This window comes from Paenibacillus sp. 1_12, from assembly GCF_900114475.1.
Classification (GTDB): Bacteria; Bacillota; Bacilli; order Paenibacillales; family NBRC-103111; genus Paenibacillus_S.
Genome location: NZ_FOTE01000003.1, coordinates 518,631 through 532,404 on the forward strand (window position 1 = coordinate 518,631; position 13,774 = coordinate 532,404).

Here is a 13,774-nt window from a genome sequence, read left to right on the forward strand (position 1 = left end):
GACTAAACCTCATCATACCATTAAAGTGAGTCACGGAAAACAGCCTGTGAGCCTAACAAACCTAACAAAATAGATGGAGGTTAAGTGGATGAGTAAATCAGTCGTTTTTTACGATCAAAGCTTTCCTTATGCAGGAGCGCGCCCTGATGCTGCGGCTTTGGAGCAGCTTGGCAAGCATGCGATTATTGCGGATGCGTATGAGCTTGCGGAGCATTTAACTCAAGCCGATACTTTGATTCATTTGCATGGGCCCTATATGCCCAAGGCAGCATGGACGGGTATTCTTGAGCATCTTCGGCAGGGAAAGGGTCTTGTGCATCTGGGGGGAGCTCCATTCAAGGTGCCCGTATTCGCAGGATCCGAGGATGGTTCAAACACCTCATTGTGGATAGAAGAACCTGAGCAAACCGGTTACCACCAGCAATTGAATATCCATGAAGCCATTGCAATCGATCCGTCTCCCATAGCCAAATTGACAGCGAACATGGATATTCCCTTGTTCGCTGATAAAATCGACTTGTTCACAGTTGAACCCACATATGGACTGGTGCTCCATGTAACCAAGGTGGATGATCAGCCTGGACAGCTGGGATCAAGCGGGCCTATGGATGCCCACATCGTACCGTTGATGTTGGGCGTAACCGAAGGCAAGGTGAGTAGGGAAGCGGCAGCCCCCGCTGTCCTGATCGAAAATACGAAGGGAGCCTTCACTGGTGGACGCTGGATTCTGGTTAATCAGCAGTTGAGTCCCGCATTCTGGCACGATGGTGCAGGTATAGACGCGTTGCTGGAATGGAGTCGTTACACATCGCTTGGTGTCACCGAGCTATGGCTGAAGACGAATTACGCCTCCTACGAGCCAGGTGATAAAGTAACGACCAGCTTGCAGCTGCAAAAGCTTGGCAGCAGAAGCGGTGCTAATGCGGAGTGGACGTTTACCTTAAAGCTGAAGAAGGCGAATAACAGTACGGGGATGATAGCGGACCCAAGCTTTTCATACAAGGACGATCAGTTTACCACTGTTTGGCAGGGTGAAACGAAGCAGTTGGCTTCACATGAGCTGGGTTTTGTCCGCAACAGCCTGCCGATTCCGGTGGAGACGGGCTTTTATATTGTGGAATGCGAGGCGGTATCCACGGATGGAGAGACCCGCCGACTGCGTCAAGGCTTCTGGGGAATGGATACGGAATGGCTGCAGCAGGGTGAAATGATCAGCGTGGACCGTGATTACTTTTGGAAAAACGGCCGTCCGCTGCCTGTGGTCGGTATGACCTATATGACCTCAGATGTGGCTAGAAAATTCCTGTTCATGCCAAATGTAGCTGTATGGGATCGCGATATGGCACAGATGAAACGAGCGGGCATCAATATGCTGCGCACCGGTATTTGGACAGCCTGGCGCAGTGTGATGTTCGTCGACGGTCATCCTTATGAGGAAGTGCTGCGGGCTATTGATGCTTTTATACTGACGGCCAAACGATATGATCTGGAAGTTACCTTTAACTTCTTCGCATTTACTCCCGAAACCTGGGATGGTGTGAACCCTTATCTGGATCCGCGCAGTGTAGAGGCACAGAAACGGTTTATTGCGGCAATCGTGTCGCGCCATAAAGAATCAACAAATGTACATTGGGACTTGATTAATGAGCCGTCGATGTTTGATCCGCGTCGTTTGTTCTCCGGGCCCCGTTCTTGCCAAGATCCCTTTGAGCGTAAAGCTTTTGTCCATTGGTTGAAGGAACGTCACGGTTCCGTCCGCTTGCTTCAGGAACGTTGGAATATGACGCCTGATGAGCTGCCTGCTTTTGAAGCTGCGCAGCTGCCTGAGCCGAATGATATCAATTTTAGAACGACAGAAAATCTTGCGAAAAAAGGCGGACCATGGCTCGACTACACCTTATTTACGATGGACATGCACAATGAATGGGCTGCTAAATTAATTAAGACGATCCGCTCCATTCAACCGAAGCAGTTGGTTACGGTCGGGCAGGATGAGGGTCTCGGAGCGCAGCGCCCATCTCCTTTTTTCTATGCAGAAGCAGTAGATTATACGACTGTGCATTCTTGGTGGAAAATGGATGATCTCGTATGGGATGGTGTCTTTACCAAAGCGGCTGACAAACCGAACCTGATTCAGGAAACAGGCATTATGTACGTGGAAACGCCGGATGGACGAGCAAAGCGGAATGAAGCAGAGCTGCGCAACATTTTGGAGCGAAAATATGCTTATGCTTTCTCCACAGGCGGTGCGGGAGCGGTACAGTGGATCTGGAACACGAACTTTTATATGAATAATATTAATGAGTCCAATATTGGAGCACTGCGGGCAGATGGAACGGAGAAGCCGGAAGCGGGCGTATCGTATGATTTTGGACATTTTATGGAATCGATTCGTGACTTGTTTGTTGAACGGAAGCTGGAGGAAACAGCTGTAGTTTTTCCATATTCAAACGATTTTTCAAATCGTAAGCTGGCTTATGAAGCTACGACGAAGCTGGTCCGCACGCTGTCGTACAATTTGAATGTACACGCACGAGGGTTGAGCGAATATCATTTGGACTCTTTGACGGAATGGGCGCCTAAGCTGATTATCGTGCCCAGCGCGCACAACTTCAGTACGGATGCATGGGATAGGCTGATTGCTCATATTTCTGAACAAGGTGGCGTGCTGCTCATTACAGGTCCTGTTGGTCTGGACGATTATTGGCGTCCAATTGCCCGACTAACGGCTGAGGTCGGCCCAACAATTGTCACTAACCTGCTGCGTGAAGAGCTGCTGGAGATCAACGGACGAAAGCTGCCGGTTTCATTCGGTGGAGCTCGGATTGCAGATGCCAATAAGCAAAGACCACTTCTGCCGCCAGCAGGGAATGACAGTCAAGGGGCAAGTATGAAAGGAACTATAGGCAGCAATAAGCTAACAGATGTGCAGCTTGGAAAAGGCCGGTTGATCTGGTGCCCGTTGCCTGTGGAGCTGAATGACCGTAACGAGCCTTTGGAAGAGCTGTATAAGCTGGCGTTAGCAGCATCCGGAGTTTCAGAGGAGCTGGAATGGCAGCTGGGCGGCGATTGTCCGGGCTTGTATGGTCGCAAGCTTAGCTTCCGTGAGGGCGCATTGTATATCTTTGTCTCGGAGTATGCGATCGATATGGATATTAGGGTCAAGGACCCTGTTACCGGTGTTAGCTATGCTTTTGCCGTGGAAAGTGAGCGGACGGTTATGTTTGCAGCTAATCTGAAAGGCGAGATCACTGCTGTCTACAGACCGGAAGAAGTTACAGTGACAAGCTTGTAGCACGCTTTTCTGTAGATAAGCTGAGACTTTTTCAGCAAGGATTTCAGGCCTTTTTTACAACAATAGGGATAGGGTTCTTTACCAGGACCTTGTCCCTATTTTTTAAAAGAAAATGATGTTCGCGGCACAAAAAATCTGCTACAATCATCGTAGTACACCCATCATCATAGAATAATCTGATGTAAGCGTTTTATTAGTTTTGGGATAGCAGCTAGAGGGGAGCTTGAATGACGATGACCATGCTGTTTAAATTCAAATGGCTGAAATATGCCTTGTCTGCTGTTGTGATAATTACAATGTTCTTGGCTTATGAAATTATCACGGTAGAAGGGGAAGCCAGCACCCCGCGTTTTGTGCTTATGAGGCTTGAAGATATCGGCCCGGGCGGACAGTATGAAACGCTGGAACAGCTGGGTAAGCTTCGAACCGTGCTTGAATATTTACGTGATCAGCAGGTTGTGTATCATCTAGCCGTCATTCCACGTTGGATCAGTATGCCTGCGGATGGAAGCCATTATGACGTTTCACTGGATCAAACGGATAATCCTTACGTAGCCGCTTATCAGAAGGTGTTGAAGGATGCGATCGCTGACGGAGCTACACTTGGTATGCATGGATACACGCACCAAGTTGGCAATGTTCGCCGTGATGACGGACATCAGGATTCAGGAATTGGGAATGAGTTCAACAATCCGGGCTCCGAGGAAACGATGAGTGCCGCCTTTGCTGAACCGAGATTGCAGGCTGGACTGGACATTTTTAAAAAAGCGGGACTCAAACCGCGTTTTTGGGAAGCACCGCATTATCGGTCAACTCCTGAGCAGGATAAATTGTTTCGTAATTATTTTGGCCTGAATTACCAGGCTGATGTGCAGACAAACCGCAATACGCCGGTTGCCCAATATGTAACAGAGCGTAACAGCGGGTATGGCCAATCCTCTCTGGGGGCTGCATATGTACCTACTCCATTTGATTATATTCCTTCAAATAAGGACGAAAAGCTGATTTTGGATCGTGTAGGCAAATCGAATATTGTAGCTTCGTTCTTTTTCCATCCTTTTCTGGAATTCAAATATTTGGCTCCGGTTGTGGATGAGACGGGAGAGAGCATCCTGCGTGATGGTTTACCTGAATATCATTATTTAAGTCAGGACAAAAGCTTGCTTCAGAAGCTCGTTCTCGGTTTGAAGGCGAAACACTATTCGTTCTTTTCTATACAGGACTATGTTCCGTTTACGCCTGCTCACAGTGTGAAGTTAAGCTCTTCTGCACAGCAGGACAAGGAAAAAATGATGCTTGGGGATGTAACCGGTGATGGTCAAGCGGATCTAATCCGATGGGATACGAAAAGTGGGTCCATTACCGTAACGCCTGGCTCCTATAATGGAATGCGCAATGAACCGCAGGGCTCTCCAGCTCTTTGGGCGAATGTTGCTTATAAAGCTGGTGCAGCAGCGGCGCTTGGCAGCAGCAGCAAGGAGGACATCAGCAGTTTGTGGATCTTGCAGCCATCAGGCATGCTTGAGCGTTTTAGTTCGGACGGACAGCGTTTCTCGCTGACAAACAGCTGGAAGACAGAACCGCGCAGCTGTGCAAATCTATTTGTTCTGCCTCAGACAGATGGTGATGTAGTCGTAGCTGGCCTGACAACGGACCGTTTGCAGCTGTTTGGCTATGTGGTGAGTAAAGGTTTAGTGAAACCGATCAAACCGTATACATTTAATAATGAGCTCACAGCTGAACTGCAGCCTCGTAAGCTGGATAATGGCGGGTTTGGCCTATTCTCTTCAAGGTCTGGTGCTGCTAAGGGGATTCAATGGAATGCAGACCTCACGACCATGGAATGGAAGCAAAATAAGCAAGAGCTGGGCATTCCCAATGAGGATGGCGTACTGAGGTTTGGTGATTTTAATGGAGATGGACGCGAAGACGTGTTGCGCTGGAATGCGGAAACCGGACGTTTTACCGTCTATTTGAATAACAAGGAAGGCGGATATTCGCTGCTGTCTTCTTTTGGCCCATGGGGTAGACCAGGCTCCAAATTGGTCGTAAAGGATTTGGATGGAAATGGTAAAAGTGACTTGGCTTTGTTCAATCGCGAGGAAGGTTTTATGGATACCGCACTTTCCTTCGAGAGCAGAGACCTGCAGCTGCACCGTCCGTAGGCATAATTATCAATTTGATTAATTTGAGAACGGCTCTTGGATGCAGATGCCAAGGGCTTCTTTTCCTATAAAATAAGTTTCTTGAATAGCAATCCGATATGGGGCACAATGAGGAGGGTCTGACTCACACAACTTTTATCAAGGAGAACTGGAAATATGGGTTTTACGAAAAATTGGAAAATGATTTTAGCGCTTGCGCTTCCTTCGATTATTTCTTTTGCCTCAGGAACCGTTACGGGAACGATTAACCTGATTATGGTGGGCTCCATGGGGGCACTCGTGATTGCCGCCGTAGGCGTATCCAATATTATTGCCTATAATGCCTGGGCCATTTGCTCCGGCTTTGGTCATTCCGTGAATTACCTGGTCGCGCAAAATTATGGGGCAGGGCAGATCAAACAGGCTGTAGAGCGAACGTATATTGCACTTTATGTAGCTCTGCTTGCAGCCATCTGTATTGCAACGCTTGGTATTGTCGCACCAAGTGGGATCCTGCAGCTGATGGGCAGCTCCCAGGAGCTGGTCGACACGGGATCTATCTATTTACGCTATCGTTTGTTTGCGGTGGCTTGTTTTATGATTAGTTTTGTATTTCATGGTTTTTTTCGTGGTGTTGGGGATACACGTACTCCTATGGTGATGACGATCCTATCGAATGTCACGATGATTTTTTTTACTTATACGCTGACTTACGGCCAGTTGGGGTTTCCTAAGCTGGGACTGGAAGGAGCGGGGATGGCTGTTTTTTTGGGTGAGGCTTTATGTCTGGCCGGCAGTATGTATGTTTATCTGGTACGGATGCATGGTCGCTTCGGCACACGCCGACGTGTGAGGATGAGTGGTACGGAAGCCCGGCTTATTATTGGAGAAAGTGGTAAGCTTGGCACGCAGGAGCTGGCAATGAGTGCGGCTATGTTTGTATTTACGATGTATGTTACGAGACTTGGAACGGACGCGCTGGCAGCAAATGAGATTGCGTTGAACGTGATGGGGCTTGGTTTCATGCCTGCTTTTGGCTTTGGGGCGACAGCAACCATATTGGTCGGTCAGGAAATCGGGCGAGGTGCCCCATTTAAAGCAAGACGCATGGCGACTGATGTGGCAGTACTGGGTAGTATTTTCCTGTTTGTGCTGGGTCTTGCCGAGTTTATTTTTGCCGAACCAATTGCCCTACTGTATACAGACGAATTTAATGTGTATAGGCTGGCAGCCCAATTGATCACGGTATCCGCTTTTTTACAGCTGTTCGATGGCTTGCTCAATTATTACGCGGGTGGTCTTCGGGGGATCGGGGATACCACGTTTCTACTTCGTATCTCGCTCATTTTGAATTGGGTGATTTTTATCCCCGGTGCTTATGTATTGATCTTTGTGTTGAATTGGGGAAGTATGGGTGCGTGGATTTCGCTGTATGTATTCCTCTTCCTGTTCGCGCTTGCGTGTGTGCTTCGTTTCTATCGAACCGACTGGCATGGTGTGACCATGAAGCAAGCTGAGTCAGGGAGTGCCAGTAATCATTAGTCAAAATCATAGTGCCGATGAGAGCTAGGCATTTACAAATATTGAATGGAGATGAATATTGTGAGTAAGCTGCAAACAAGCGGAATTATCACGTTGTTGGCATTTGGCGTTGTATCCATGGTTATAGCTTATACCCAACTGCCTGACCGTTCCAAGGAAGAGTCGGCGCAGGTTCCTGCTGTTCAAGCTGTCCCATCGACGGCACCCCCATCTATGGGTACAAGCCTGACATTGAACGGCTCGTCCACGCAAGCTCAGACTGCAAATACGAATTCACCAGAGGCGTCCTCCACTGTTCCGCAGCAGTTGGCAGAAACCCCCGAGCCAGCGTCTATTTCGCGAGGACTTATCTACCTGGACCCAGGCCATCAACGTAAAGGGAATTCGCAGCAGGAGCCGGTATCGCCTGACTCCAAGGAAAAGAAAGCAAAGGTTACCGGAGGTACAAGAGGCGTTGCTACAGGAAAGCCGGAATATGTGCTGAATCTGGAAGTCGCTGTGTTGTTAAAGGAGGTGCTGATCGCTCGGGGATTCGAGGTGCAGATGACCCGTGAGGATCATGATGTCGATATCAGCAACGTCGAGAGAGCGGAGATGGCGAACGCAGCGAACGCGCAGCTTGCAGTCCGTATCCATGCTGACGGGAATGATTCGCCCAAAGCCAAAGGCTATTCGGTCTTGTACCCGGATGCAGGAGTAAGGTCAACGCAGAGCATTCAACCGACAAGCAAAAAGGCAGCAGAATCGATTCTTGAAGCGCTGAAAGCCGGAACAGATGCTGCATCCAGAGGGATGGTGGCCCGTAGCGACTTATCCGGGTTTAACTGGTCGAAGGTGCCTGTAGTATTGATTGAATTAGGATTTATGACGAATCCGGCAGAGGATAATCTGCTGTCCGATCCTGAATATCAGCAGCGGATGGTGGATGCGATAGCCGACGGGATCGATACCTACATGAATAACAAGGAAGATTAGTAGTTTAGTAGATTAGCAGTTTCAATGTGAGGAACACGTAGATTGGTTTGGAGCAGAGTATGAAGTAAGATGTCTTTTTCAAGGGATATGTGAATGTGTGGAGATCTCATCAGCGTTTCCAGTACATACTGCTTGACCTTGGAACGGCATTTGTCTATCGTAGTAGTATGAGAGAATGCCACGTGTATGACATAATGTGTTGGATGGAGCGGATGAGTCGTGGCAGAGCAGACAATTTTGGTTATTGAAGATGATCCGGAGATTCGCAATATTATTCAGTTATATTTGCAAAGAAATCAATACGAGGTTGCCTTGGCAGAGCATGGCGATGAGGGGATTGCTATGTTGGAGGCGGTCCAGCCGGATTTGATCATTTTGGATGTGCTCCTACCAGGCAGGAACGGTTTCGAGGTGTGTAAAGAGATTCGTAAGGTTTCCTCGGTACCGGTGCTTTTTTTGAGTTGCATGATGGAGGAGCATGACAAAATCGTAGGTCTTGGCGTTGGCGGTGATGATTATATGACGAAGCCTTTCAGCCCAAATGAGCTGGTTGCACGGGTAGAAGCGCATCTGCGTCGCCCTTTTTTGTTAGGAAGCCCATCGAACAGGGTTGAGAAAATTCAATACAAAGGTTTATATATGGATTTACTAAACCGCCATGTATCTGTGAATGGGACTGCTGTAAACCTTGTCAAAAAAGAGTTTGAGCTGTTGAGGTATTTGGGCAGCCGCCCCGGAAAAATATTCACTCATGAGGAGCTGTTCCGCGAAATATGGGGGCAGAAAAGCTACAACGACACTCGTACGTTAATTGTACATATCAGCAATCTTCGGAAGAAGATAGAGCCAGACCCAGCAAATCCGGAATTTATTATTAATGTCCACGGAGTGGGTTATAAATTTAATGCATCATGAATGGAACCAGCTTGAGATGTAGTATTCATTTTACGATGTCAGGCTGATCATTTCTAAATATCCAAGCATTTGAACAGGAGGGAATCACCTTGAAATTCATACATACGGCGGATTGGCATCTTGGCAAGCTGGTCCAAGGCATCTATATGACCGATGATCAAAAATTCGTGCTGCAGCAATTGATGGATACCGTAGAGGCTGAGCGACCGGATGCGGTAATTATTGCAGGTGATTTGTATGATCGTGCCGTTCCTCCCACGGAGGCTGTAGAGCTGCTGGATGAGCTGCTGGAGCGTATCGTGATCGGGTTGAACACGCCAGTTTTGGCGATTTCAGGAAATCATGATAGCCCGGACCGGCTTGATTTTGCAACGACAATGATGGAAGGGCAAGGCCTGCATCTATCAGGCCAGCTTAAGGGTAAGCCGGTAGTATTAAGCGATGAACACGGCGAGGTGCATTTCCATCTTGTTCCCTATGCAGACCCTGCGCAGATTCGTTACCAGCTTGCCGACGAAAGTATAAAAACGCATGATGATGCGGCAAAAGCGATCATTGCTAGAATCACCGCCGGTATGAACCCAACTGCCCGTCATGTGTTCGTAGGCCATGCCTTCGTGACCCCGTATGGAGAACAACAGGAAAACACGAGTGAGTCCGAAAGACCGTTGTCCATTGGGGGCGCGGAATATGTGCATGCCGATTATTTTGCACCCTTTCACTACACTGCGCTTGGCCATTTGCATCAAGCCCATTATGTGCGGCATGAGAAGATACGCTATGCGGGCTCTCCGCTGAAGTATTCCATATCCGAAGAGCATCATCAGAAAGGTTATTATATGGTAGAACTCGACGGACAAGGACAAGTAAGCATAGACAAAAGAAGCTTTTATCCGAAGCGGGATCTGCGGCGGATTGAGGCAAGCATAGAGGAAATCGAGCATCATCCAGTGAACGAGGATTATGTATTCGTTACGCTGTTAAATGAAAATCCAGTGCTGTTTCCGATGGAAAAGGTGCGTACCGTTTACCCGAATGCGATGCATGTGGAGCGCAAATGGACACGTGGCTTGAATACGTCTGAAAGGCCAGAAGAAGAAAAGCAGCAGGAGCGGAAGCAGCGCGATCCGGCTGCTTTGTTCGCTGCATTCTATGATCAGGTCAGAGGCAATCCGCTCTCGGATGAGAAACGCCTGTTATTTCAGCGTGTATATGCGGATGCAGTTGCAGGGGAGGAATCGGAATGAGACCGCTGCGTTTAACGATGACAGCCCTTGGGCCCTATAAACATAAGGAAACGATAGATTTCAGTCGGATGGAGCATCATCGCTTATTTGTGATCTCGGGCAATACAGGGGCAGGGAAAACGACGATATTTGATGCGATTTGTTATGCACTGTATGATACGGCGAGCGGTGAAGACCGGTATGAAACCCGGATGCTTCGCAGTCATTTTGCCGATGATCAGACACCGACTACGGTGGAGTTTGATTTTGCTATCGGCTCAAGCTCTTATCGGGTCGTCCGCCAGCTTGCGTATCGGAAAGGCAGCAACAAGAACGAAACGCCGCCAACTGCGGAATTGTATGAAATCAGCGGGGGACAAGCAGTTCCCTGCGTGGACCGATTTACGATCAAGGATATTAACACGAAGCTGCAGCAAATCATCGGATTGACCAAGGATCAATTCAGCCAGATTGTCATGCTGCCCCAGGGCGAATTTCGCAAGCTGCTGACCTCGGACACAGAAAATAAAGAGGAAATTCTCCGCCGGATATTCCGTACAGAGCTTTATCAAAAGGTGGAGGACCGCTTCAAGCAGCAGGTACGTGAGAACAAGGAGGCTGCTGATCGCCTGCGAACCGAGCTGGAATTTACAGTCCGGCAAATGTCCGTTTCCCTGCCAATCCGCGAGGAAAGTGCGCTCACATTGACGCTGCAGCAGGACAAGCAGAATATCGTGCAGCTGCTGCAGGCGCTGGAAGCAGAGATCAGCTATTATACCTCCGTTGTTGAACAGGCTGCTGCAAACAAAGCAGCGCTCGAACAGCAGGTACAGCAGGACACGGAAGCTTATCATAAAGCTGCTGCGCTGAACGAACGCTTTGCGGACCTAGTGAATAAGCAAAAATCGCTTGAGCATTTGGAAGGTCGTCAGGCGGATATCGAGCGCGATAAGCAGCGATTAGGGATGGCCGAAAAGGCAGCGGCGCTGGAGCCTTATGAGGAGCAGAGCCTCAGAGCCGGCGAGCAGCTGCTCGTGCTGACAAGCAAGCTCAAGCACAAGGCGGCTGAAGTCGAGAGTGCCGCACTAGCCTTACAGGACGCGGAACAGAAGCTTCATGCCGAGCAAGCTCGTGACGGAGAACGTAAAGCTGCGGAGCAGGCTCTGCAGCGCCTGCAGGATATGGAGCCAATTGTGAGATCGCTGCATGAACGTCATGCGTCGATTGTCCAGCTGGAGGCTGAGGAGAAGGCCGCTGCGGCCAAGCTGGCTGGGACGGATGCAGCTTGGGCACAGGCAGCTGCAGAGAAGCAGCAGCTTGCCGGGCAGATCAAGGTGCTGGACCACGCGGTCGATACACTGCCGGAGAAGCTGACCCGCTTGAATGAGCTGCGGGATCATGCAGGCAAGATGAAGGATATGCTTCGACTTCGTCTTCAATTGGAGGAATGCTTCAAGCTGCAGCAGGAAGGTCAGGCGAAGCTTGCCAGCGAACTGGCCCAGCATGACAGGCTGGAGGCCTTATGGATTGAAGGTCAGGCGGGGCTTCTGGCAGAGCATTTGCATGACGGTAAGCCATGTCCGGTATGCGGAAGCACGGAGCATCCGGATAAAGCACAGCCAGAGTCGGCGATTCCTACCCGTGCTCAGCTGGATGCGGCCAAAAAGCAGCTTCATGCAGCAAGAGAGGAATACAGCAAAGCGGAAGCTCAGGTTGCTGCGGCGAATGCTGGGCTCTCAGACAAGCAAGCGGATCTGACGCAAATAGGCGTCTATTTTGACAATATTAACGAAGCATATCAGCAGCTTGTAGGGGAAGGAAAAAGCCTGAAGGAAGAAACCGATGCCTTAGGGAAGCAAGCGGAGCAGCTCAAGCAGCTTAAAGTGGCATTAGAGTCCATCCAAATTCGATCGGATCAGCTGAGCAATGACAAGCATGTGATTACGGATCAGCTGGGTAAAATTACCTTGGATCGTTCCTTAAAGCAGGCAGCTCTAGTCAGGGATTTGGAACCTATTGAGCATGAGCTTCGTTCCTACCCAAGCCTGAGAGCCAAGCTGCAGGAGCAGTCTAAGCAGGTTGAAGCGATGATGGCAGTCTGGAAACAGGCTCAGGAGCGTCACAGTCAGCTGCAAATGAAGTGGGCGCAGGAGCAGGCGACACGTGTACAGATGGAGCTGCAATTACAAGAGGCAGCTCAGCACTGTGAAGTGATGACTAGCCGATTTGGGTTGGAGCTGGCGAAGAGCGGTTTTGATAACGAAGCAGCTTATCAAGCTGCCAAGCTGTCGGAAAGCAGCCGCTCCATGATGAAAGAGCAGCTGCAGCAGTTCCAAACCGCGATGTCATCGCTGCTGCAAGCGATCTCTGATCTGGAGCAGGAACTGTCCGGTAAGGAACGCGCTGATCTGGAGCTGTTATTCGAGCGGTTAGCGGCATTAAAGCAGCAGCTTGAGCAAGCCGCGGCGCTTTATCAGGACGCACGGACCTGCATGCAGACAGCTGGCAGCCTAAAGCTGACGGTCGAGCAGACGAGTGGGAAGCTGATTGAGGCGGAGCGCAGCTATGGCGAGGTCGTCGATATTTATCAGGTATTAAAGGGCGATAACTCACTAAGGATATCGTTTGAACGATATATTTTGATCGAGTTCTTCGAACAAATCCTTCATGCGGCCAATCTGCGATTGCACAGCTTGTCTAATGGCCAGTTCGAGCTGATGCGCAGCGAACGGGTGGAGAAGCATAACAAAGCGAGCGGTTTGGGGCTGGATGTGTTCGATTCTTATACAGGGCAGAACCGTGATGTCAAAACTTTGTCCGGTGGCGAGAAGTTTAATGCTTCGCTTTGTCTGGCGCTGGGCATGACGGATGTGATTCAAGCTAACCAAGGCGGGATTTTGATTGAAATGATGTTTATTGATGAAGGCTTTGGCACACTGGATGAGGAATCACTGAACAAAGCAATCGAAACGCTTATTGATTTGCAGCGCATGGGCCGGATGATCGGCGTCATTTCCCACGTTGCGGAGATCAAAGCTTCGTTTCCCGCGATATTGGAGGTCACGAAGTCGCGAGAGGGCTACAGCCGCGTCGAGCTGATTTTGAAATGATGTAATAAGCATACTCAAATAAACCTTCAGTTTTCACTTGTTGAGCTGGACTGAACTCCGAACGAAGTTTACTTTGTCATAAAGTCTACTTCTTACAGAGACAGCTCAAGTCAGGTGATCCTGAAGGTTTATTGGTTTCTAAAGAGAAAGCGTATCTTCATCATGTATGATGTTTGAAGCAGGCAGAAATGATCATCTTATTGTTTAGATACATGCTCGTTGCTGTAGCCTGTACGGGTATTCACGATAAGCGTAAGCTGGCGGGCTGTCTCGTCAGTGACAAGCTCTGGAAGCACCGTATCATAAAGCCACCATTTACGAATGGAGCGTCCCTGCGCTTCCTCGAGCTCTTCAAAATAAAACAGGTTTAAATTGGCCAATTCCTCTTGAATGGTCTGCATCACACCGGCATCGACGTCTTCTACGACAAGCTGCCAGCCCTTCTCGCAGGCGCTCAGGTTAAACGTGTTACCGCGCACTCTAGAATCCAGCAGCATACGACTGGTCACATGCTTGATCAGCAGTGTTTTGTGTATCGATTCGGACATAACGTCTATTCACACCCTT

8 protein-coding genes are annotated in these 13,774 nt (G+C 49.2%); 7 read left to right on the plus strand and 1 reads right to left on the minus strand.

Translation table 11 applies throughout. The features are described from left to right. The first annotated feature begins 88 nt into the window (after positions 1-88). From BM210_RS09930 to BM210_RS09960, 7 genes are all read left to right on the plus strand, one after another. The gene (locus tag BM210_RS09930; protein WP_091167468.1) at positions 89-3,295 is read left to right on the plus strand and encodes a beta-galactosidase; all 3,207 of its coding nucleotides are present in this window, start codon (positions 89-91) and stop codon (positions 3,293-3,295) included. A gap of 227 nt (positions 3,296-3,522) precedes the next feature. Next, entirely contained in the window at positions 3,523-5,460 is a 1,938-nt protein-coding gene (locus BM210_RS09935; RefSeq protein ID WP_091167470.1) for a DUF2334 domain-containing protein, read from the plus strand. A 156-nt stretch (positions 5,461-5,616) separates the two neighbouring features. Further along, the gene (locus BM210_RS09940; RefSeq protein ID WP_091167472.1) at positions 5,617-6,981 is read left to right on the plus strand and encodes an MATE family efflux transporter; all 1,365 of its coding nucleotides are present in this window, start codon (positions 5,617-5,619) and stop codon (positions 6,979-6,981) included. A 60-nt stretch (positions 6,982-7,041) separates the two neighbouring features. Then, positions 7,042-7,956 carry an N-acetylmuramoyl-L-alanine amidase family protein gene (locus BM210_RS09945; RefSeq protein WP_177237734.1) on the plus strand — a complete coding sequence of 305 codons (915 nt, stop codon included), beginning with the start codon at positions 7,042-7,044 and terminating at the stop codon, positions 7,954-7,956. A gap of 219 nt (positions 7,957-8,175) precedes the next feature. Further along, positions 8,176-8,871: a response regulator transcription factor gene (locus BM210_RS09950; protein ID WP_091167475.1), complete on the plus strand. Its 696-nt coding sequence runs from the start codon at positions 8,176-8,178 to the stop codon at positions 8,869-8,871. Between the two features lie 89 nt (positions 8,872-8,960). After that, positions 8,961-10,118 (plus strand): exonuclease SbcCD subunit D, encoded by a 1,158-nt coding sequence (locus BM210_RS09955; protein WP_091167476.1) that lies wholly within the window; start codon positions 8,961-8,963, stop codon positions 10,116-10,118. Next, positions 10,115-13,207: an AAA family ATPase gene (locus BM210_RS09960; protein ID WP_091167478.1), complete on the plus strand. Its 3,093-nt coding sequence runs from the start codon at positions 10,115-10,117 to the stop codon at positions 13,205-13,207. The genes BM210_RS09955 and BM210_RS09960 overlap by 4 nt, the downstream gene beginning before the upstream one ends. 197 nt (positions 13,208-13,404) lie before the next feature. Here BM210_RS09960 and BM210_RS09965 read toward each other — a convergent pair whose 3' ends face one another. Continuing rightward, complete coding sequence (locus tag BM210_RS09965) at positions 13,405-13,755, minus strand: hypothetical protein (RefSeq protein WP_091167479.1); 351 nt, start codon at positions 13,753-13,755, stop codon at positions 13,405-13,407. Positions 13,756-13,774: the final 19 nt, after the last annotated feature.

Bases quoted from the DNA above. Each gene is read 5' to 3' on its own strand.
- BM210_RS09960 (WP_091167478.1), top strand. From the start codon at position 10,115: ATGAGACCGCTGCGTTTAACGATGACAGCCCTTGGGCCCTATAAACAT.
- BM210_RS09965 (WP_091167479.1), bottom strand. From the start codon at position 13,755: ATGTCCGAATCGATACACAAAACACTGCTGATCAAGCATGTGACCAGT.
- BM210_RS09935 (WP_091167470.1), top strand. From the start codon at position 3,523: ATGACGATGACCATGCTGTTTAAATTCAAATGGCTGAAATATGCCTTG.
- BM210_RS09930 (WP_091167468.1), top strand. From the start codon at position 89: ATGAGTAAATCAGTCGTTTTTTACGATCAAAGCTTTCCTTATGCAGGA.
- BM210_RS09940 (WP_091167472.1), top strand. From the start codon at position 5,617: ATGGGTTTTACGAAAAATTGGAAAATGATTTTAGCGCTTGCGCTTCCT.